Genomic DNA, 24,285 nt, shown 5'->3' with positions numbered 1-24,285 from the left:
GATTATTTACATACTAAAATCTGACTAAAGTTATGAAAAGATTTCAACTATTTAGCTTGGCAAGTGCAATGCTTCTTGCAAGCGCAGCAGGATTCACTTCCTGCTCTTCAGATTCAGAAGATCCTCTGGACGGAGGATCAGGTGTGGCAGGACAGGTGGTGAAGACACAGTTCTACCTGAACATTCCGTATGCAGGAAATGATGAGGGCGGAAATGCCAGAGTTTCAACGAGAATGACAGAGCACTATACCCAAAACGATAAAACGTTTTTGGGATTGGACAATATGGAAATGTTTTCTTTCGAGGGCACACCTGGAACAAATACAGGTACTGGAGAGAAATCTACATCTACCGCAGCCCTAAACCTTGGAACTAGCGGAAATGCATCAAGTAAAGATAACGTCAGCGGAACGAACATGACTTCTTGGCGTAGTGTTTATCGTGACATTGCTATTCCTGTCGGAACAAAGAATATTATTCTGTATGCTAAAGCTCCAAGAAATTTATATAATGGAACAACAGGGCAGAGTACCGTTAGAGATAATTTTGCAGCTGGTGCATTGACTAATCCTTATGAAAAATTAACTTCAGGGGCAAAGCCAACACTAACAGAGCTTAAGTTCAATTTGGTTAAAGCCTATAATGGAACAAATTTTGCAGAAGATGGCAAAGATATTTTGACAGCACTGAACACTATTGCAGGTACTTCCATAGAGGTAGGACCTGAAGGCAACAAAAAGACCATCAAATGGTCTGAAATTAAGAAGGAGTCCCCATCTGATTTCGGCACAGAGAATGAGCGCGAGGCATTAGCTTCTCGCTACTCGAAATTTAAAAGCTTGACTGCGGGTTCTGCCACTTCAGTAAAAGAACTCATTACTGACTTAAAAAACGTTATCGGTGGTAAGGATGAGTCTACGGAAAACGAGTTGGCCAAAAAAATCGTCGAGAACTGTAAAACCGCTCTAAGCACCACCCTCAAGGATGTAGAATTTCCAAGAAACAAGAACTTACCTGATGGTGTAGCAAAGGTACAATGGAATACTGATCAATTTGCTTTTGTCGATGCAAACAATGTTGGCATAGGAGCAACCAATGCAGGAAACAACATTGATTATACCAAAATCACATACCCTGCAGAGTTAGCATATTTTGTAAGTTCTCCAGTAAAGACATCCCAAGAGGAGATTACTGCAGTTGCAAAATTACCAACATACGAGGAATGGACTAAAGGTACAATTTGGAACACAGGTTACAATGACGTAGTTGAAAATAGAACTCGTTTCGTTGCATTACAAAATCCACTCCAATATGGTGTAGCATGCTTGAAATCAACTATAAAGTGCAATAATGGTCCATTAGAAGATAATGCAAAAGATGGCAATTTTGGATATGACAAGAACAACACCATAAATATACCAACAGAAGGCTTCAAGGTTACAGGTATTTTAGTTGGTGGACAGCCACAAGGTGTAGCTTGGAATTTCGAACCATATGCTACCAATACTAATGAATTCAGTTATACGATTTACGATAATAACATGAATTTTGGTTTTGCAGCAAAAACAACAGAATCAAGCCCGAACTACACATTGGTATTGGACAACAAGGATGCAACTGCCAACAAGCAAAGCAACGTATTTGTAACCGTAGAATTAGAAAATAATTCAGGTGTAGCTTTCTATGGTGCAGAAGGCATAATTCCTGCAAACACCAAATTCTATTTGGTTGGTGAATTGAAGCTCGAAGGAAATACTACCACAACTGTCGACCGTGTATTTGTCAAGGATCATACCACCATTGCCAACTTCACCATCACAAACTTGAAGAAGGCATACAACCATATCCCTGATATGCGTACATCAAAGATTAACGTAGGTCTTGCAGTAGATCTTAAATGGCAGGATGGTATAAAATTCGATGTAAACCTCTAAGCCAGATAGAATAAAACGATAGCTTATCCCCCACACGTTCTTAAAGGGCGTGCGGGGGAACTTTCTAGAAACACAAATGGGGCTTGACAGGCTAGCAACTGAATCTCATCCCGTTTTGCGCCTCAGAAAGGCACGAAATTGCCCTAGCTGGGGCAACTTTCTGTCCTAACTACGGCAGTTAACTGCCATGCCTAGGCACTTTGCGAAATGAGCGGAATTCCACTCCGCTATCGCCTACACTTGCCTTCGGAAACAGGCTTTCGAAATCAGCGTATCGCAGCATACGCAGAAATCTCGAAAACTATTGCACACTACACTAACACTACACCACACTACACTCATCTCGCTCCGTGTAATGTAGTGTAGTATTCGTGTAGTGTCAGCGCCCACACTACACTCACATAACAACCTTATACACAGCTATTTGCTGAACTTCCGTGTAGTGTGCAATAGAAAACGCAAATTATAATAATATTTGTAGAGGAAGATTGTCGAACATTAAGAATGCAAAAAGTACAATGAAAAAACTATATAACACTTTACTGGCATCCGTGATGACCATCAGCCTCATCACCAGTTTATCTTCATGTATTGATGAAGATATGAGCGACTGCGGCAAAGAGTATAAGATACAATATAATCTGCAACTCAATACGCAGATCAACACCGTGATTGACGTGGATCTGAACCTCATCGAAGAACAGGAGATTGCAGCCCGGCTGAAACAGGCACTCAGTAAGGTATTCACCGACCATGCCCACGACAACGACCTCTCCTTCTTCGTAGGCGAAGAACTCTCCCACCACGAGGCAAACAAGATGGGGGCCAACTCGGTATCCTACACCATCTATCTGCCACGCAACAACTATCAGAACCTCTCTCTCGCCAATACAGGAAGCGCCGACAACGTAAAAATCATCAACGCAAACTCCTGTAGATCACTCGCTTTGCGGCAAGAGGCAAAAGATACCATCAACAGTCACAACATCGGACTGTTCACTTCCCGACTCTCCATCGACGAGAACGATTTCGAACACGATCTGCAAACCACGCTCTATATGGCAAACAGCTCAGCTGTGGTGGTCATCGACCAGAGCAAGGTGCAGCCCACAGAACTCTGGGGATTTGTAGAAGGCATGGCAACCCAATTCCAGGTGAACGACAGCACCTATTCTTCCAGCCTCAACACGATGGTCAGGGCAAAGAGAATCAACCAGGATTTCATCACCAACTCCATTCCAACCCACGATGCCCTATACACAGTCTGCTTCCCGAGCATCAAACCGGAATGGCGCTACCACGTCATCGCCAAGGTGAACGACAAATACACCGAAACCATCTTCACCATGAACGAACCGCTGAAAGCCGGCAAGCTTAAGATTATCAAGACCCGACTGAAGGAAGACGGTTCGCTCTCTACCAGTAACACCGCCGTAGGCGTAAGCGTGAAACTCGACTGGAAGCCAGGCGGAAGCCACGACATTGAGATTTAAGTGAAGAGTGAAGAACGAAGAGTGAAGAATTCAACGGCTATAAAGATTTGATATATGAATCATATTACGAAATACATATTTGTTATACTATCGCTTATCATGCTGGCAGGATGCAGCGGAAGCGAGCAGAGCGAGGAGAGGCCAAAGGACACGTTGGCTCCCATCTCGCTCACCCTCTCCGTGCCTAACGACAAGTCAAGCACCCGAGTCGGAGACCCGGGAGAAGACGCCCACGACGAGGTGGACTGGGACCGGCTCACCATCATCATCGCCTATACGAAAAAGACAACGGGAAAAGACATCTATGACGGTTCAGCCAACACGATGGTGTATTACGATACCTTCAGAAAAAAAGAGGATTTTGAGAGTACCAAGCCAGTGAGCCATTACACCTCTACCCTGTCGCCTGCCGATGCCAACGGCTATCACGACTACACCATCTATCTGCCTCCAGGCACCTGCTGCGTTTATGGTGTAACCTATAGCAAGGGCAAAGGTTTGGACCTGGAAAAAGCCTTAAGCGAGATAGCAAAGGACGGAAAAGACCACAACAAAGACATCTATAACTTACAGATTTCCAACGACTACGCATTTGATAAAACAAAGAATACGATGGATATAGCCAAGTTCATCAGCGTAGCCAGCGGTTATGCAACAGAAGTGAATGTTGTCGACAACACGTTGACCAACAAACGAGAGATTCCCGTGGAATTCAGCTCGAACACCACCAGCAGCACCAAGCGATATTGGCGCATGGTGCTGGGCAGACTTGCCACCAAACTCGACATCCAATGGGATGCTAAGGGAGCTTACGAGAATGATGCCAAGGGAAATCCGAAGTTCACCGATGTGAAAGTAGAAGGCTTTACTTATCATGGTGAGGCAGAAGGCACAGGAACTTCAGGGACAGGTTCCACCACATCGGGTGCAGGATACGGACGGCTCTTCCCTACCCTCTATGCCGCCGCTTCAAGTATAACCCAAAAGACATCCGTAGGCGGACAGAAAAACTTCATCAACACCTCGGAAATCAGCAAGCGTAACGGAAGAGTTTATCATTACACCTTCCCTGATGGCACTACGAAGCCACGCATCACCTTCGATATCAAGACGAAAAAAGATGGCGCAACAGAGGAAAAATCCGACAAGGTGACTTTCGACTTGAAGAACCGGACAGAAAGTTTCAATCCTGCCCAATGGTACAAGATCAACGTAACCATCAAGGGAGCCAAAATCGGTAATGCGAGCAACATCATCATCGACAAATTCTAACATAATAAGAGAATATTCATCATGAGAAAACTCTATCCAACATACTGCAAGCTTATCGCAACCCTCCTGTTGCTGGGTTGCTCCATCGCCTTGTCTGCACAAGGCAAGACCTATTATGTAAAAGCAGATTCCGAGATAACGACCTCCGGCAGCGACGGCTTATCATGGGAGAATGCTATCACCCTGGAAAATGCACTGAGCCAAGCCTGGCGATGAAATCTGGGTGAAAGGCTATGAGGACATTACCGGTCACATCTACAAGGCACCGGAGGGAGGCTTCGTTCTCCCTTCGGGCGTTGCCATGTATGGAGGTTTTGCAGGAAATGAAACCATCAAGAACGATCTCCCTACGGGCAGGCACAAATATCAGATGAAGTATCAGACGGCTCTGGTGGGCGATATCGATACCAACGACAAGGCGAGCCAGCAGCTGATTATCTATCCAGAGAACACCACCCGCACCGACAATGCCACCCATGTGCTGACCCTCCAGATGGGCGTAACACAGGACAACACCAACGACGGCAACAAGCCAACCATTGTTTCCGGTTTCCTCATCGCAGCAGGTAATGCCAGTGGAGCGAATACTTCTGCAAATGGCAGAGGTGGCGGCATCTACGTGGTGAACAGCAACGACGGCAATGCCCAGAGTCGCTTCTTCCGTATTTCGCAATGTAACTTTGCGAACAACTACGGCATGCGCGGCGGTGCCATCTATGTAGATAATTCCTGCACCAACCAGCTGTCAGCCATTAGCTACTGCAGCATTTTTAATAATGTGGCAGGCAAGCGAGGCTCCAGCGAAAACGAAGGTGGCGGTATGTGGATAGACGGAACAGCCACCGTCTACAACTGCAACATCAACAACAATACGAACGGCGGTATCCGACTTTCGAACACATCGAAAATCGTCAACTGTTCTGTTATTGCCAACACCGTATCAGCCGCAGACCTGACCACAGACGGGGCTTCTAACAGCAATGACGGCGGAGCGGTTTACAACACCGTGCTCTGGCATTCCACTGCACTCAGCAAGCAAGACAGCCGTCCTGCCTTCTATTCCTGTGCTTTTCCGGAAGTAGAGGTAACCAATTCCAAGGCCAACACCGACGCTAACGGGAACGTAAGGATCAGCAACGAGAACCACGGCATAGAGCCAGCCCCTTGGTTCAAGCAGAGTGCCGTGACCCAGGGTTACGACTTCTCATTCAGCAGTAACCTGAAGCAATTATACAGCACCGCCTTCACTTTCGAGGAAACCTCTGCCCTTCTGAACAAGGGAAAACTGGAATACTATAAAAATCTTGTAGTTAATGCAACCCTGGAAACAACTTCTACCGACATCATGGGTAGAACACGCTATCAGACAAGCACCATCGACATCGGCGCCTACGAGTATGCCCGCATGAAGGCAGGACGCATCAGATACGTGAAGCCTCAGAAAGAGGGAAAGGGCGACGGATCAACATGGAATGATGCCACGGACGATATCCAGTGGGCCATCAACGATTTGGCAGATAATGCACCAGGCGAGAAAGGCGAAGTCTGGGTAGCAGCCGGAACCTATGTAGTAAAAGACCGCATTACCGATGATACATCATCCCCAGTATCCCTGCTGATGAAGAATGGCATCAGCGTTTATGGTGCATTTAAGGGAACCGAAAAAAGACGTTCCGAGCGCATCGAGGAATCCAAGGATTTAAAGCCATGGGGCTGGAAACAAGAATCCATCATCAGGGGTGCGGAATTCAAGGGAAGCGACGATGCCAACTGGAGTAATAATGACGAAGCCTGGAACATACAGAACAGCGGTTCCTACCATGTGGTATGGTTTGCTCCCTTGCCTGGAGGAAATGCCTTTACCGACGAAGTATATCTTGAAGGCTTCACCATTGAGGGAGGTAAATTTCACGATACGAACAAAGCCGAATACGCCCCAGGCTGTGGTGCAGGCGTTTATATCAACGACCCATCAGCCCGAATGCGCTACTGCACCGTGAGATTCTGTAACCCGGGCATGAAAGAAAGCGGAAGCATCAAGCCACGTGGCGGCGGCATCTACTGCAAGAACGGACAGACGGAAGGTAACCTGGTATACAACTGTTCGGCTTACCAGGGCGGAGGTATCTATATAGACGAAGCCGGCTTCATCACCCGAAGCATGGTAACCAACTGCTCTGCCTATCAGGGAGCGGGTGTATATCTGAATGGTGACGCTAATAACTCAGAGAAAGCCTATTATCAGATTCTTGCCACCTCGGTAATCAGTAACAATACCAGTACCCGAAATGGTGCTGTGTATCTGGATGGTCACGGACTGGTGATTAACAACACCATCGTCAACAACTACACCACCAACACATCAGATGCCGCTGACGAGCTGTCATCCAATACGGGTGGTGTGTATATTAAGAAAAAGGGTCTTCTTGCCAACAACGTCATCTGGAACAACTCGCTGCTCCGGCACAAGTCTGGCACCAGCAACTCAGCGTCCATGGCACAGATTTATGCAGCCAACCCATCAGAAGAGACCGTACAGTTTTACAACAACGCCATCTCGGATGTAAATGCAGCCAAATGGACCAGCTCCTATCAGAGCGGAACCATCTCCATCAACACGTATTACTCGGGCAAGGGATTCGTGATGGGCAAGGAGGCACCTTACAATACGGTGGAAGCCTTCAACGAGAAACGTGGCGTTCTTACAGACATGAAGACGGTGAACTATTACTGGGAAACATTGACAGGTAGCCGACTGCGCAACGTGGGCATCAGCTATGCTCTCCTGCCATCTTCCTACCTGTATCAGCCAAAAATAGACCTGAGCGGAAAAGCTATCAGTTCGGTTCCGTCAGCAGGAGCCTATATGGCTGACAACCACGACCTTGTATTTGAAAAGAATGACAGCAAGAAACGCCTGCGCATCTACTTTGACCGTTCACGAGAACTGGTGGACGGAACAGGACAGTCGTGGGAAAAGAGCTATACCTCATCAACAGTAGATGAAGTACTGGATTATCTTGCCAACATCAAGGATGGAGACAAGGTTCAGGTAGTTACTGCTGACAACACTACGCCAGAGGAATTTACCATCAGCAAGAACAGCGGTTGGGAGTTTGAAATCTGTAGCCGCGAGGGTGTGTTCGAACCGAAGATAGCCTACAAGTGCGAGGAAACAGATGCCAGGTCATGCACCTTCAGCGTTCCACCTTGCCTACTCCCAATTACCGTGTATGGCGGTTATCCAGGATATTCAGAGAATCCGAATCCAAAGGATGAAGACCGTGCCCCTATCAAATACCGCACCGAAGTGAACGGAAACCTGAATGGTTCTGAACTCAACGAGGGCCTCTACCATCTGGTCCGCATCGAAGCGGGTGCCAACATCACCATCGACGGCTATGCCTTTACCCATGCATACGCCGCCGGTACTGCCTACATGCCTTATGGTGGCGGCGTGCTGATAGGCAGCATGGACCAGAGCAGCCAAGCAACCACCGTGAAGCTGAAGAATTGCATCTTTGAGAACAACACGGCGACAGATGGCGGTGCTATCGCTACCATGCCGGATGCCGTGAATGTGAAATTGGAACTGGAAAACTGCGTCATCAATAACAACACAAGCAAGGATCCGCATAATCCAAGTCCATCGGAGCTGCCTTCCATCATCTATCTGAACAAGGCTCAAGGCAGCAACAACAAACTCACACTCAACCACGTGAGCATCATCAACAATGAGGGAGTAGCGCCAGATAACGACCTTGTGAAGGCTACCTCGTATGCTGTAGGAAACAAACTGAACATCAACGGCACATGGGATGGTTCGAAATGCAAGAACAGCACGAATATCAACGATATCAACACTCTGGGAAAAGACGGAGCCCTGAACTTCAGCAACCCAACCAATGAAGTGGGTGCCAAGATGAGCGGCAACGTTTATTACGGAGGCTATTCATCCTTCCGCCCGCTGACCAGTTCTGTACAGGCTGGCCGCATCATCAACAGCGCCCAAGAAAACAATGCAACCACAACAGTCAAGGACATCACCGGCGAAGACCGCAACCTAGGTGGTGTTCCTGACCTGGGTGCATACGAAGCTCTCCTGCCAAAAGCAGGAAAGATTATCTACGTGCGTTCGTACAACCAGAAGTATGAAAGCATCAGCGACGCCAATAATGACGACCAGGACGGCAACCCTAACTTCAATATTCTGAATGAATCAAATACCGAATATGATGGAAGCAGCTGGGACAAGGCTATCATCGGCAACGCTATGTGTGATAATACAAAGGCAAGAAACGGCAATGATTTCTATGAAAAGCAGAGTGACAATACGCTGCTTAGCACCACTATTGACAATACAGATTATAGTCAGACTAACGGCAAGTATCGTTCAGAAACTGACTCTTATGGTGATTTCTGGACTAACTCAGGAAATCAGGACAAGCAGTATCTCTCTGGCTGGGGAACATATAATAAAATCACCAACAACAGAGACGAACGATACATCAGCGGTCTACAATATGCTGTGGAAAGAGCAGCTGAGTTGAATAAAATAAAAAAAGACAGCGTTGTGGTGTGGGTAGGTGCAGGTATCTATACCGACTACAAAGGATTCGTTATCAGAGACAACGTGAAGGTTTATGGCGGTTTCCCATACGAAGGCTACCCAGGAGAAGACGACCGCCATCCGCTGCTGTCACAATACGTGCCGGCACGTAAGGAATACGAAAATCTGGAAAAGACCAAGTATGAAACCATTCTACAGATCAGAAAGGAATCGCCTGTATACTTCAAAAACGGAGATAAGGAAATGTGGTATCAGGAGAAAAATCCTACTGATGGCTCTAATTATGACTTTACAAAAACGTTGATAAACAGCGGGAAAACAGAGCGCCATTATGTTCTCTATCAGCCAGACGTATGCCTTCCTACCTGGTCGCCATCGGGTGATGGAAACGCCTCACGTACTGATGGTAATGCCGTACGCTATAAAGGAACTTTAAAAGACGATAAAAACTACGTGGATTACGAGCATGCCAAATGGGATGGCTTCTCTGTACGTCACGGTTACATCATCAACTATCCTGGTGCCAACCGTGACGGAGGAGCAGGTGTGCGTGTATTCCGAGGTGTAGAACTGGAAAATCTCATCATCGTCAACAACTTCAACCATGGCAGTCGCGTACGTGGTGGCGGTTTGTATATGGACGGCGAGAACAGTAAGATTTCGAACAGTTACCTGCTGAGAAACCTGAGTTATGCCAACAGCAGTGAAAGTTATGGAGGCGGAGCCTATATGATTCAAGGTACCGGATTCAACCTTGTGGTGGCAAACAACCGCTGCTATAACGGAACCTGCTGGGGTGGAGGCATCTTCCTGGAAAGTGCCAAGTTCTACAACAACACCATCGCCTACAATATGGCGACAAACGGAACCGGCATCTATCACTGGCAGGATGCCAAAACCGGAGTTAGCTCACAGCTCTCACTCTACAACTGTATTATCTATGATAATTACGACAACAGTAATAGAAGTGTCACAGATCAAGTAAACTCAGCTGCATCGGGCAAGATGAATCCATCCCACAACTGCTACATGAACAGTGGTAACATCAACAACAAATTCCAGGAAAGCGATGGAAATTTCACTGGCACAAATTTGGCTTTCCCATTTGAAGACCAGACCTACGAAAGTGGAAACAATTTCCGCTTCCGCAATGCCCGACTGAAGAACAACTTCCGTCTGTACGAGGCGGGTGGTTTGACGGGTAACAAGTGTCTGAATGGTGGAACCACAAATGTAGGAAATGGAATCATCCTTCCGGAAACCGATATGGACTATACCAACCGTATCAAGGACTGCGCCATTGATATCGGTGCCTACGAGGCTGACAATAATGCCAATATCGCACCACAGAAAAAGACAAACAGCGCAAATATTATAGATTACATTTATTATGTAACCCAAAACGGATGGGGAAACAGAAGTGGAGACAGTCCGGAAAACGCTGCCTGTGCTGACAAGCTGCAGAGTGTGCTGACCGCTGCCGGCGAGAAATTTAAAACAGCGAACCAAGGCATTACAGATAGCAACCTAAAGCATCAGGTGTTTGTAAAAGTGGCAGGTTATCAGGCTGATGAAACCGGAAAGCGCTTTACTTATCATGCCAACACACTGGCAGACCCTAGCGATCCGCAGAGTTATACCTTCCTGATTCCTAACGGAGTATGCCTGATGGGTGGTTACTATGAGGGTGACCAGGAAGGAGGAAAGCTGAAAGATGGAACCGCCAATTGGGATAATGACAAACGCGACTGTATCAGCACATACCAGACGGTATTAAGTGCCATAACCGAAGTAAAAGAAGGTTCTGCCGTTAACCAGGAGGTGAACGGCTACCACACCGTGTGCTTCGGCAAATGGCCTACGGGCAACTATGACGACTACAACACCACTGCCCTGACAGAGAATACCATCATAGATGGCTGTCGCCTGATAGACGGTAACGCAAGCGACAAGTCGGGCTTCAAGAGTATGGGTGGTGCAGCCATTGTGCCAAGAAAGGCACATGTACGCAACTGTGAGATTTCCGACTGTCAGGCTACCCAAGGCGGTGCTCTCATGTTGCTGAAAGGTAGCATCGTAAGCGGTAGTGTCATCGTAAGAAACAAGGCACAGAAAGGTGGTGCCATCTATGCACTTCGTTCCAACGACAAGAACGAAGACACCAAGAACTACCATGCCTACGTCATCTCATGCACCATCGCCAGAAACGAGGCAACCATTGGCGGCGGAATCTACCAGGAGGAAAACTCCCTGATTGGCGGTAACTCCGTGATATGGGGAAATTCGGCACAGACCGACAACAACATCAGCGGTGATGTGAACTATCAATCTTACGACTATCTGCAGGGACTGGGAGAATATACGGAGAAATTCTATCCATACAACTATTGTTTCGTAGAGAAGATGGCGTTGCCAGCCAACAGAATGAACACGGAGATGACTAGCGATCTTGACAGTTACTTCAACGACAACAAAATCTTCAAGCCTCGTGCCTATTCACCATTGATTGACAACGGAGTTTTGGAAGAATACGTAACTGCATGGAAGGATTATGGTATCAGCAGCTACGATATTACCGGCAAGGAAAGAACCATGACCAAGCAACAGACAGCAGGTGCATACACATCTGATCTGCCTGCGTTTGATAATACCAAGCTTCTGAAGCGCCTGTTTGTTTCTCAGACAGGTGGTGAGATTGTAACAGAAGAAGAGAAGGCAAAGTATTATGGCCGCTCCTTCCTAACTCCTTTCAACAGTCTTGAAGCAGCCCTCGACTATATCAATGAGGCTAGAGAAGAGGGAGTAGCTGATGAAACTACCCACTTCGAGATTCTGATGACAGGCGGAACCTATAAGCCGAGCAAGATGCGACAGAATAAAGATCTTTCGCAAGAGCAGAACACGATAGACCGCCGCTTGCAGAGTTTCACCATCCCTGTGAACGTAGATATCTTCGGCAGTTTCTCGAAAGATGACCTGTATTCTTCAACTCCAGTTAATCCTACTACGGGAGAAGAAGCTGGAGATAAGTTTACAAGCTTTGGAGGTAATACTTTGACTCCAGATGGAGACATCAAAGACATCTTGGCTAACCGCAACAAGAACTACATGACCGACAACAATAAGAACGGATTGATAGAGCCATGGGAGTTCCAGAATCCTACGATTCTTTCCGGTGACATCAAGGCATCGGAAAAGGAGCGTAATGTATATCATGTAGTCTACAGCAATGCGGGCACCACAGGTACTTCGGCAACATTGAACAATGAAGTGGTATTAGACGGTATTACCATCATGAATGGTGAAACCATGACACAGCTGAAGAAAGAAGAAGGAGGAACTAACGAAGTTGCCGAGATTGGTCGTGGAGGCGCTATCTACACCAACCGCGTGAACTATACATTGAACCGTTGCCGACTGATCAAAAACTCCGGTCTGCATGGCGGAGCTATCTATGCCAACAATGCAAGTCTGGACATCATCGGCAGTACAATCAGCGGCAATAGAGACGTATCAGAAAAGGCTAGTCAGGATGTCATCACCGAACCAGGTAAGGGTGGAGCCATCTATCTCTATCTCACAGAATCTGAGAATGGAAACCTGCATATCGTCAACTCGCTCTTAGCCAACAATGATGTAACTTGTGGCAGATATACGGGCACAGAAGTTTCGCAAGGCGGAGCCATCTACATCCGTAGAGCAAACGATGCTGGCAGTATGGCTGCGGGCTATCAGGATGCCTACATCGTAAACAGCCTCATCGTGAACAACAAGGCAAAGCAAGATGGAGCCATCCATGTGGAGAACGAGGTGAAAAATGGTACGATTACACCTATATTATATAATACCGCCATTTGGGGTAATGAATCTACAGATAATAGTGTGCTCCTCCAAAGAGATCACATGCGCAACTGCGCCTGGGATAAATTACCTGCTTCTACAGTTTCTCCTGCAACCGATGGCAACATCAAGCTGAACAAGGAGAACATCGCATCGGATGGTCCACGCTTCACAGCGCCTACAACGACAAAGGGTTACGAAGGTTATACACAGGATGCCAAGTGGAATCCACAGGCTATCTCTGTGCTTACAGATGCAGGTGATGGAAAGAAGGATGCAGACGATACAAACGAGAGTGGTAAATATCAGAAATGGTGGAGTATGCACAATAATCGCCTTAAGGAATATGGTTATCGATCTGAGTATATCCGTTCTGCTAACAGCAGTAAGGAATACTACAGATACGTTGGTCCGAAAGACGAGAAAGGTGTAGTGAGAGAAAAGCCTATCGACATCGGCATGTATGAATTCCAGTATGTATTCAAGTTTACAGACTTAGAAAAGGTTTATATCGGTACGGAAGAGAAAGGAAATGGCGATGGTAGCAGTTGGGATAACCAAAGCACCGACCTTCGTGGTGCCATCATTGCCATGGCTAACCCTTCTGGCAACGTATCTGCAGGTACTACAACCAACAACAACAGAAAGGTGTTTGTACGTGGAGGTACTTATTATTCGCCAACCTACTCTAGCGGCGATGCCTTCTCTCTCATTGTGAACAATGACGAAAAGGCTAAGTATATAACATCGATTGAACTTGTAGGTGGTTGTACAGGCTCGAAGAATGCTGACGGAACAGAGGTGCAAGACTTCAGCAAGCCTTCGGTACTCATTGAGAACCCAGCAAAGGTGGGCGAAACCAAAAACTTGCTTAATATCGTAACGAATGGTAAGCCGGTGACTATTTCCGGTTTCACATTCCAGAACCAGAGTGGTGTGGGAGTAAATGCGAAGGTTAACAATGATCAAGCCGGAAAGGGAGAAAAAATGAGGCTCCATCATTGTGCCTTTAGAGAGAATAAAGGAACCGGAATGAAGGTAGACAACACCCTGGGGGATGGCATACACATGTGGAATGTACTGTTTGCAGATGGTATCGGAGATGGTCTTACTATTGACGGTTCACAATCAGCAGACATAACAAATGCCACATTTGTCAACAATACAGGCACTGCGGTTAGTGTAACAGACAACGTGTATAATTCTGTCGCCTGGAAGAATGGTTCTCAAAATCTGAATACAGATAACAAAAATGTCGTGATAGCTAGTTCTATCGAGAATGGTGATGTGCTAAATGGTCCGAACTTTGTTGATCCCAATAACGGTGACTATAGAATTCGACCTAGCCTCAAGTTACTTGATCAAGGAAGCAACGACAAATATCAGCAAAATGCTAATATAAACTCCGAAAAGGACTTGGGCAATACTGCCCGTCTGATTGGCGACAACATAGATATCGGTGCATACGAGTGTGACACGAAGATGATTCAGATTATCTATGTAAAAGAAGGTTCTGCAGTTACAGGAACAGGTGAAAGCTGGGAAAGCCCAACCAACGACCTGCAAGGCGCCATCAACCTGGCTGAGCTTTATGCCAACAAGAATGCAGGTAAATATGGCTACGTCTTCGTAGACAGGAATATGAAGGCTGATAACGTGAACATCAGCATGCCTGGTGTCAAGATGTTTGGTTCGATGCGCAAAGAAAAAAGTTCTAAAACAGAACCAGAAGCTATCGTGCAGGATCTCCTTACTCAGAGAAAAGGAATCATTGAGTTTGCCAGTCAGTCTACCATCAATGGACTGACACTCAACAGCGGAACTACAGATACCAGAATGTGTCTTGTTGATGGATTCAAGGTTTCGGGCAACGTCTGCCTCCAGGGCAACAGTATGCTCTCTACTTCTATCCTCGATGCAAAAGCAAAGGTAACAGGCGATGCAAGTGGTTTGCTCTACAACAGTCTGGCGTTAGGAACCGTGAAAGACGTGAAGTCTGTCAATGTAACTGCTTCCGGCGCATTACCATCATTGACAGGTAGTGCTGTCAACAGATCATCTGTAACCACCTATAATAAATATGTGAAAGATGATTATTGGAAGTACCAGCTTGACGAGACAGACAATGCCAACATCAACGCTAACACAGACGCAAGCAAAACTCAAGAATGCATCGACATGGTGATGCACAACCATGACCTTGCCGGCAACCAACGCATCAGAGGTAAGGTTGATAACGGATGTTTCGAGACTTGGTATCTAACAAAAGATGCAGAAGCAAAGAAATCAGATTATCCTCATGGTAAATCTGTGATCTATGTCATGGCAGAAGACAAGGAGCTGAAGCTCGACAACACATTCTATACAGAGACGAATCCGTTCAGCCCAGGCTTCCTACTCTTGAAGCACCACGCTGGTTTAAGAGGCAACAACAGTTATGTAAACCTCACCAACTTTGCCGTGGAAAGAAACTTGAAGGCAAGAACCAACTTCTTCTCCATGCCTTTCAAGGCTACCAATATGGAGGTTGAGGGCACAAATAATCCTGCTGATGGTAGCGTAGTAGCCTACTACTATAATGCAGCTACTCGTGCCAAGTACGACTATAAATTTGACAAAAACGATAGTAAAGCATGGGTAAAGGGCGTAGACAACCAGCGAAACTTCACCGCAGGTTTCAGAATGGAAGCTAATGGCAAGATGACCGTCCGTTTCTACGGAACCAGTTACACGGAGAAAGACGGTAGCACCAACAAGAGCCTGCTGGATAAGATTACCCTGGTACAGAACAATAACCAGCAACCATGGTCGAGCAGCAATGGTGGCGGCTTGAAGTTCACCCACAAGGAGAACATGGGCTGGAACCTCTTCGGGTCTCCTTATCTCTGCGCCATGAACTATAGCGATATGGAATATGGCAGAGTCATCTACCAATGCGAAGAAAACGGCAGCTACAAGGCTATCAATACGGATGGTGTAACAACCGGCTACATCCCAGCGATGGATGCCGTGTTTACGCAGACTGCCACTCTGGATAATTCAGAAATCGTGATAGTAGGACATTCGGAAGCAAGGGCAACAACAGCCTATCAAGCAACCCGAGCCCTCGACATCGCCATCACACAGAGCAACAGAAACAGCAGAGCCGGCAACGGCACTCCTGCAGATGACCAGCTCCAGTTGAACGCAGTTCCTGCTCAGGAGGCGAAATCAGACTTCGACCTGGGAAGCGACGGCGTAAAATGGATGACCAGCCAGAATGCTCAGATCTATGCAACCCGCAACGGCGGACGCTACTCGCTCCTCTCTGCCATCAGCATTGAAGCAGAACAGAGCATCGGCATCAGTCTGCCGGAAACGGGTGAATACACCATCAGCATTCCTGAAGAATGCGATGCCAGCGAATACGAAACCGTATGGCTGAAGGACAAGGAAACCGGAAAGGCTATAGACCTGAAGGAAGACGATTACCGATTCCATGCAAGCCAGGCAGGCGAGCAGAACCATCGCTTCACCATCAGTTTCAACCGCATGGCAACCGACATGAAGTCAGACATCAGCATCCAGGCTATCGGATTCAGAACCATCGTCCTCAAGGGACTCCAGCCGAACGACCTCATCAGCGTGTATGCTGCCGATGGCGTTCTCGCCCTCCAAAAGAAGGCAAAGGCTGAGAAGGAACAGGTTCGCACAGCCATCCAGGGCAACGTAATCGTAGAAGTGACACGAGGCGGCAAACAGGTGGCAGTAAGGAAGATTGCCCTGAAATAAGGGATGAGGACACGGACGAAGACTGAAAAGAATGAGATAAAAACCAGTCAAAACAGTCGGAAAGCCGTAAAAGAACGGAATAAATGTTAATAAAGCGCAGAGATAATCGCTAGTTTCAATAATTGGCATTATCTTTGCGCTTTGTATTTGCACAACAATTAGAAAATAAAACTATGACAGAAAAGGAAATGTACAATCTGATTAATAATCAGAATGAACAGCAAAGCAACGGCTTTGCTATCAATGAGAAGGAGCGTGGATTGAGCGGCGTGTTCTCCGCACTGATGCGCAAGGTTTATACATGGATGACCCTGGCTCTCGTTATTACGGGTGTTACTGCATACGGCGTGGCTGCCAGCCCAACCCTGATGATGACGCTGATGACAAGCCGAGGCTTGCTCTTCGGACTGGTAATCGCTGAACTCGCCCTGGTATTCATTATCACAGGTGCCCTGAACCGCCTGTCGCTAAGCACGGCTACCCTGCTCTTCATCGTCTACTCGGTATTGAACGGAGCGATGCTCTCTTCCATCTTCGTGGTTTACACGATGACCAGCATTGCCAAGGTGTTCTTCATCACAGCCGGAACCTTCGGTGCCATGGCTGTATATGGTTACACCACCAAGAAGGACCTGACCTCGATGGGCAAGATTCTCTTCATGGCTTTGATTGGTTTGATTATCGCCACCGTAGTAAACATGTTCCTGAAGAGTTCTGGATTTGACTACATCCTGAGCTACGTGGGTGTTGCTATCTTCACCGGTCTTACAGCATGGGATAGCCAGAAGATTAAGCACATGCTCCAGACACAGTACGACATGAGCGAAGGTGCTCAGAAGTTGGCACTCATCGGAGCCTTGACATTGTACCTCGACTTCATCAACCTGTTCCTCTATCTGCTTCGCATCTTCGGAAGCAACAAGGAATAAGATTTCAGTTATCTGATTTCTGAAGTTAAAATCAGAATATAGGAATCAGCAGTTTTTCTTAGTATATAAAAAAAGCAGAGGTTGGCTTGCCCTCCACGGGTTAGCCAACCTCTTTATGTGTTCTATCAAAAGCAAATGATAAGTAAACCTAATCTAGAAAATTCTGATGCAAAGATAAGCTTTTTCTCCGAAAGTCAGGCTTCATTTGGTAAAAAAAAGAAGCCATTTGAACAAAAAGTATCTTTTTTATTGTCTGTTACCAAAACTCATTTCGTAAAAAACATGCATTCATTTCGTAAATTCAGTTGGTTTACAATCATTTACAGAGCATTTCTAAATTCATTAGGCGAACAGCCATAAGCAGAAGAAAAGACTCTTCTAAAGGTGGAAAGGGAATTAAATCCCGACTTCTCTGAAATCTCCAGAATGGAAGATTCTGAGTTTCGAAGCAGATTTTCCGCATAACGGAGGCGGTAATTGTTCACGAAATCATAGAACGTGCTGCCATTCTCCTGATTGAAATACCTGCTGAGATAAGTGCGGTTGGTGCCCACCATGTGTGCCACATCCGAGAGCTTGAGTCGCGGATTGAGATAGATTTTCTCCACTTCAAAGAGACGCTGCACCTCGGTGGCGAGACCTTGCTTTTCCTCTTCACTCTCTTGCGGAGCAGCTTCTGCATGCGCTGCCTCCACATCCTTCAGTTCATCAATCACCGACTCATGTCGATACACAAAGTAACAGATGAACATCCAGATAGCCAGGGAGCAGACCATATAAAGATTGTCGAAGCCTCCGTCGATGACAAAGCAGCTCAAGGTCCAGATAATCAGGATGAGGAAGAAACTGCCAAGGATGGCAAGGAGCCAGGAAAGGTTGATGTTCTCCTGATAGGAGAAACGCTCCTTGAGCTGGCGATGATACCTGCGGATGAGGAAGAAGAGTACAACGAAGGTGGTGACGCCATAAACGGCACCCCATACCGAGAGAATATAAAAATAGATGTTGGCACCCGAGATGAGAAACAAGAGCGGAAGCAGCACAAAAGGCAACTCCAGCACCACCGCCTTGGTCCAGGTGGTCCATCCCGGTTTTACCAGTTCCATCAGCACAAAGCTATAGAACGGAATGATAAACATATCGACAGCGGAGGTGAAATACCATCCCTCCGTACTGCCGAAACCCTTGTAGTAGAAGAGCACGAGGTCTTTCAGGCACTGTGCGTCCGCTATCAACATCAAAAGCATGATGAGGCGGAAGAGCCGTTCACTGCCCTTACGCCAAAACATCCATGCCATCATGGAAAAGAACATCATGCTCATTCCATAAATAAAACTCGTTACAGCATCCATATACTTATCTGTTAATTGATCTAGTTGCCAGGCTTACGCCTACAGTATTAATTTCTATGATTCTATTATTTCAATTCAAAAAGCAGTTGCCCTCCACTCACTATCTGCTGGTGAGAGAGGCGATAACCATTCAGTGGTTTTCCGTTAAGAGAGGTAGACTGGATGAGGTAGCTGCCTGCATCCTTTCTTCGGGCTGACAAGATGAACTTCTTTCCGTTTTCCAGATTCAGCGTCACCTTGTCGAAACCTGGCGTACCTATATAATAATAAGGTGTGCCAGGACAAACCGGGTAGAAACCCAGGGAGGAGAATACATACCATGCCGACATCTGACCCGCATCATCATTGCCCGACAAACCGCCCGGGGTATCATTATACTCCGTCTGCAGGATGTGGTGCACCCATTGCTGGGTCTTCTCCGGAGCTCCGGCAGCATCATAAAGATAGGCTATCTGATGGCAAGGTTCGTTGCCATGCCAGTACCATCCCTTGTCGAACATCCTATCCAGGCGGTAGATGACCTTATCTTCTGCCTTCTTCTCCTTCTTATCCATCGGTTTGCTATGGCGGATCACATCAAACAATCCTTCCGGATTCTGGGGCACATACCAGGTATAATGACAGGCAGCACCCTCGGTGATGAAGCTCTGGCGATGAACCAGGTCTTTATTGTTCAGCCATTTTCCATTCTCATATCTGCCATCCGCCCAACCCGAGACGGGGTTGATGACATTGCGCCAATTCTCTGAACGGCGCATCAGTTCGTTGTAATCTTCCTGATATTTCTGTCGCTGCGAAGCATCCCTGCAGGAATCCATCAACGCCTTCGCCATCTGCGCCACGGCAAAATCATCGTAGGCATACTCCAGGGTGCGTGAAGTCTGCTCGTTGGTATGATAAGCTTCCTCCACCATATCCTCCAAAGGAATGTAGCCATTATTGATATACGACTGGATGGCACGGCGTCCCTTTCCATCCTGATACTCCTTATATATATAAGGTGTAGAGAAAGCATTCATGCGCATTCCCTCGTAAGCCTTCTGCGCATCGAAGTTGCGGATTCCCTTGATGTAGGCATCGGCAAGGGCGGCACTGGCATGGTCGCCTATCATCGCAGCCGTATAACTGTTCCAACATGGGAAGGCAGGAAGCCAGCCACGGTTCTGATACATCCCGACCAGCGACTGCATCATCTCGCCCGAACGCTTCGGGGTGATAAGCGTATAGAGCGGCAATTCAGCACGATAGATGTCCCACATGGAGAAATCATCATATCTGATTTCATCACCCACATCACTCACTTCGTGAGGGAGGAAGGAACAGCGATACAGGGCACCGTAAAACTGGTTGACCTTTGCCTGGTCGCTATGCTCCACATCGATGGTATGCAGACGGTCGCACCACAAATCGGCAGCAAACTGCATCATGCTATAGAAATCCAAGCCGCCATAGTTGTAGTTCTCGGCATTGAGATTTGCCAGGGCTTTCTCGCGGGAGGTGAAGGAAGTGCCCGACATCCACTCCATCGCCTTGCCCGCCTTTCCACGGAAAGTGAGCCAGGCACCGATGCGTGGCTTATCCTGCATCTTCAAGCCCTTGCTAATTCTGTTGTCACCTTCGAACACTCCGTAATCCACCAGGTCTCTGGCATCGTAAGCCAGCACGAAGTGACCGCTGAAACCAGCCGACTCGCCCCATCCCTGGTAAATGCGATGCACCGGATTATAGCCATACACCACATGATTGAGGGTATCAATCTCGATGTAGCCCTGCCCTTCATCACTATTCGGATTGATGACCAGACGCACCAGCTGGTCCTTTTCGGGAGTGACACGGAGGATGGAGGTATGGCTCAATGCCGTCATCTCAGCCTTGAGATGCTCCTTCTTCAGATTCACCGCATAGTAATGAGGATGCGAAACCTCATCGGCATGACTGAAAGGAGTGGCGCGCTGCTCGGGCTGGAGCCTCAGCTCATTGCCCAGGGCGGCAACGGTAAAGGAACCGTAATCCTGCATGCAGCCACCCACTATCCAATGGCTGCAGCGGAAACCCTGCAAAAGGGAGTCCTTATAATAATAAGGTGCGATGCACTTCTGTTCGGTATCCTGGGTCTGCGGAGTCCAGAAGTTCTGACCGTTCGGAACGAGTACGGCAGGCAGGGTCTGTCCATGCTCCTCACTGCCCTTGCCAAACAGGCCGGCACTCAGGGTGTTGGCCTGTGCCGTGCCCACCATCGTGTTGATGGCATTCAGCTGGCGGATGTGCTCCAGGTTGTGGATACGTTCGTGCATCTGCTTCTTCCACTGGTTCCAGGGATAGTAGCACGTGCCATACTCCACCTGCGAGAGGATATTGATCTTGATGTCCTTCTCATTGAGCATGAACTTCACCAAGACGGAATCCTGGGCATTCTTATAGAAAATCATCTGCAGATTCGCTGCCATCGGAACCACCCTATCCATCCTGTCCACATCATCGCCCAATACCACCTGTTCCTCATCATCCTTGGCACTTGGAGGAAGATGGGCGGTATTGAAGAGGAGCGAAAGCAGGCGATAGAGTGCCGTATCGTGACCGAAGCGGAGAGTTGCCGACGACTGGCGAGCACGCAGGGCGGCATCAGCCTCAGCCTCGATGTTCTGCCAGAGCGGAATGGCACAACGTGCAGGAATCGACTCGTTGGTAGGTTCGTTGCCATTGACGATGGTCATGCGACGATTGTTTGCCTCATAGATGGCTTGGAACTCCTCATCCGTGAAGAGGGCATTCAAGGCTTCTTCTATGTCGATAGGATAAACCGGGAAATTCAAGCCCACATCCTGGATGGATGAAGTGATGGCATGCATCTCGACCATCAGTTTCATCGGTTCATCTATCTTCGAGATGTCTTTGAAGAGTTGACGGAGAAATCTGTCGGGAGAAATCAGAGGTTCCACCTTGGTTCTGCTTGCCAGCGCCTTGATTTCGGGAGAAACGTGGGCTATCCATGCCATATCAGCAGAATCGGTCTTCACATCCAGGTTCAACTGGGGCTGGAGGAGCTGTAGTTCCGAAGTAAAGGCTTGCATACTCCTGGCACAACGGTCGGAGATGCTGGAACGTGCCTTCACCTGATTGCCGGCAGCAAAGATTTGCGGAAAGTGGGCAAACATTCGTCGGGCGATGCCCTGATGCTGAAGTGCACCGAGCCGGGTGAGCTTTCCACCATTTCCCCTGGCATTCTCCCACATTCTTGTCAGCATTCCCTTCACCTGCAGTCCGAGCGGAGTGAGATTACTCTCATCCTCGAAATGCCTGCATATCCATACATAACGGTCGTCATGCGCCATCCATCGGGAACCGTGGCGACCGTAATGACTGACATAAAAAGGAGTAAATCCGGCAGGAATAAGACCCGACGAAGGAATCAGGGAATCCTTGAGAGCATGCTTTTGGGAATCTGGCAAAGCGCCTTTCAAGGAATCAAGCACGCAGCAGGAGTCTGTCCCGAAAGTTCCAGTCTGCGCTGACGGACCTCCGGGATAGGCGAAATAAATGCCCCCCATCTGATGACGGGTTTGTGCTTGCATGGAAAGGATGCAACCTAACCATATATATAATAATGTAACTATTCTGTTCATTGTAGTTTACTTACTCATTGCATCAATGAGGAATACTTTGCAAATATAAGCAAAAAAATCAATATCTGCAATTTTTCTACGTAGAAAATACACTTTGAAGACGAAATTTCTACACTTTTCTTTCATTATCTGGAAGAATGAGGAAGAAGAAGACAGAGTGCAAACACGCCGTATGCATAAATATACTGCATAAAACATGCATAAAACCTAACTTTTAAAACATTTTATCGCTTAAAATGCATTTTTCCTAATATTTATTTGGCAGTTTCGCATATTTTGTGTAATTTTGCAACGGCAAACGAATAAAAATACAACGTATGAAGGTAAAAAATAGCAGATTGGAAACATTGAAGATGCTCATCTCTAGTCAAGAGTTGAGTTCGCAGGATCAACTCTTGCAAGCGCTCGCCCAGGAAGGATTTGAGATTACGCAAGCCACATTGAGCCGCGACCTCAAGCTACTGAAGGTAGCCAAGGCAGCTTCATCCAGCGGCAAATACACATACGTACTTCCGAACGATGCACTCTACAAGCGGGTATCCAACCATATCCCGATCAGCAACATGGCAATGGGAACAGGATTCCTCTCCATCAACTTCTCGGGCAACATGGTAGTTATCAGAACCCGACCGGGATATGCCAGCAGCATTGCCTACAACATTGACAACAGCGACATCACCCAGATTCTGGGAACCATCGCAGGAGATGACACCATCTTCCTCGTCAAGAAAAAGGGAATTACAGAAGAAGAGATCATCAATGCACTTTCGGTGGTTATTCCTGAACTCAGTCTGCACGACTGATTCAACCCATAAATAAGAAATAGAAACAAGAACATTATTAAATATTTAAGAGAAAATGGAAGAAGTTAAAGTAATGGTGGCTGACGAAAGTCACATCAAATACATCGACACCATTCTGACTACAATCGCAGAAGCAGCAAAGAAACGTGGTTCAGGTATCGCCAAGCGTTCACCTGAATATGTGGCTACCAAGATGCGCGAAGCCAAGGCTGTCATCGCACTCCAGGGCGATAAGTTCGCAGGTTTCAGCTACATCGAAACATGGGGCAACAAGCACTATGTCACCACATCAGGTTTGATCGTTCACCCAGACTTCCGTGGTATGGGACTGGCTAAGCGCATCAAGAACCTGACCTTTACGCTCGCCCGACAGCGATGGCCTCATGCCAAGATTTTCTCTTTGACTTCCGGTTCGGCTGTCATGAAGATGAACACCCAGCTGGGTTATCTTCCTGTTACCTTCGCCGACCTGACCGACGACGAGTCATTCTGGCGGGGTTGCGAGGGTTGCATCAACGTAGATGTCCTCCATCGCACCAACCGCAAATACTGCATCTGCACCGCCATGCTCTTCGACCCAGAGGAGCATCTGCCTATCAAGCTTCCTCAGGAAGTGATTGAGAGAATCCGCAAGATTGACGGTCCTTCTGCAGAAATCTAAATCCTTATATATAATAAGGTGTTGGCAAGAATGCCAT

Annotated in this window: 10 protein-coding genes; 8 read left to right on the top strand and 2 right to left on the bottom strand. The window is 47.3% G+C overall.

Going from position 1 to position 24,285, the window contains the following annotated elements; genetic code table 11:
• Positions 1-32 precede the first annotated feature (32 nt).
• The 6 genes from KUA49_RS15925 (at position 33) to KUA49_RS15900 (ending at position 17,809) form a co-directional block, all read left to right on the top strand.
• A complete protein-coding gene (locus KUA49_RS15925; protein ID WP_218412834.1) occupies positions 33-1,934 on the top strand; it encodes a hypothetical protein in 1,902 nt (633 codons plus the stop codon).
• 518 nt (positions 1,935-2,452) lie between these two features.
• A complete protein-coding gene (locus KUA49_RS15920; protein WP_218412835.1) occupies positions 2,453-3,427 on the top strand; it encodes a hypothetical protein in 975 nt (324 codons plus the stop codon).
• Between the two features lie 54 nt (positions 3,428-3,481).
• Entirely contained in the window at positions 3,482-4,699 is a 1,218-nt protein-coding gene (locus KUA49_RS15915) for a hypothetical protein (RefSeq protein WP_218412836.1), read from the top strand.
• A 21-nt stretch (positions 4,700-4,720) separates the two neighbouring features.
• A complete protein-coding gene (locus KUA49_RS15910; RefSeq protein ID WP_218412837.1) occupies positions 4,721-4,915 on the top strand; it encodes a hypothetical protein in 195 nt (64 codons plus the stop codon).
• Positions 4,916-4,922: 7 nt separating this feature from the next.
• Complete coding sequence (locus KUA49_RS15905; RefSeq protein WP_218412838.1) at positions 4,923-16,880, top strand: hypothetical protein; 11,958 nt, start codon at positions 4,923-4,925, stop codon at positions 16,878-16,880.
• Between the two features lie 173 nt (positions 16,881-17,053).
• On the top strand, positions 17,054-17,809 hold the full coding sequence (locus KUA49_RS15900) for a Bax inhibitor-1/YccA family protein (RefSeq protein ID WP_254880685.1): 756 nt from the start codon (positions 17,054-17,056) through the stop codon (positions 17,807-17,809).
• Positions 17,810-18,129: 320 nt separating this feature from the next.
• Here the strand turns inward: KUA49_RS15900 and KUA49_RS15895 are convergent, their stop codons facing one another.
• Both KUA49_RS15895 and KUA49_RS15890 read right to left on the bottom strand, forming a co-directional pair.
• A complete protein-coding gene (locus KUA49_RS15895; RefSeq protein ID WP_218412839.1) occupies positions 18,130-19,161 on the bottom strand; it encodes a helix-turn-helix domain-containing protein in 1,032 nt (343 codons plus the stop codon).
• Between the two features lie 65 nt (positions 19,162-19,226).
• On the bottom strand, positions 19,227-22,784 hold the full coding sequence (locus KUA49_RS15890; RefSeq protein ID WP_256624853.1) for a GH92 family glycosyl hydrolase: 3,558 nt from the start codon (positions 22,782-22,784) through the stop codon (positions 19,227-19,229).
• Between the two features lie 317 nt (positions 22,785-23,101).
• Between KUA49_RS15890 and argR the strand changes: the two genes are divergently transcribed.
• Together argR and KUA49_RS15880 are read left to right on the top strand one after the other, a co-directional pair.
• Positions 23,102-23,587 (top strand): arginine repressor, encoded by a 486-nt coding sequence (gene argR / locus KUA49_RS15885; RefSeq protein WP_203041609.1) that lies wholly within the window; start codon positions 23,102-23,104, stop codon positions 23,585-23,587.
• A gap of 55 nt (positions 23,588-23,642) precedes the next feature.
• Complete coding sequence (locus tag KUA49_RS15880) at positions 23,643-24,248, top strand: GNAT family N-acetyltransferase (RefSeq protein ID WP_203041610.1); 606 nt, start codon at positions 23,643-23,645, stop codon at positions 24,246-24,248.
• Positions 24,249-24,285: the final 37 nt, after the last annotated feature.

The organism is Segatella copri (assembly GCF_019249655.2).
Taxonomy (GTDB): Bacteria; Bacteroidota; Bacteroidia; order Bacteroidales; family Bacteroidaceae; genus Prevotella.
The sequence above is the reverse complement of the archived record's forward strand: the minus strand, read 5'-3'. Positions and strand labels throughout refer to the sequence as shown.

Coding starts and splice junctions, on each gene's coding strand:
- KUA49_RS15920 (WP_218412835.1), top strand. CDS start 2,453: ATGAAAAAACTATATAACACTTTACTGGCATCCGTGATGACCATCAGC.
- argR (WP_203041609.1), top strand. CDS start 23,102: ATGAAGGTAAAAAATAGCAGATTGGAAACATTGAAGATGCTCATCTCT.
- KUA49_RS15890 (WP_256624853.1), bottom strand. CDS start 22,784: ATGAACAGAATAGTTACATTATTATATATATGGTTAGGTTGCATCCTT.
- KUA49_RS15925 (WP_218412834.1), top strand. CDS start 33: ATGAAAAGATTTCAACTATTTAGCTTGGCAAGTGCAATGCTTCTTGCA.
- KUA49_RS15895 (WP_218412839.1), bottom strand. CDS start 19,161: ATGGATGCTGTAACGAGTTTTATTTATGGAATGAGCATGATGTTCTTT.
- KUA49_RS15915 (WP_218412836.1), top strand. CDS start 3,482: ATGAATCATATTACGAAATACATATTTGTTATACTATCGCTTATCATG.
- KUA49_RS15910 (WP_218412837.1), top strand. CDS start 4,721: ATGAGAAAACTCTATCCAACATACTGCAAGCTTATCGCAACCCTCCTG.
- KUA49_RS15880 (WP_203041610.1), top strand. CDS start 23,643: ATGGAAGAAGTTAAAGTAATGGTGGCTGACGAAAGTCACATCAAATAC.
- KUA49_RS15900 (WP_254880685.1), top strand. CDS start 17,054: ATGACAGAAAAGGAAATGTACAATCTGATTAATAATCAGAATGAACAG.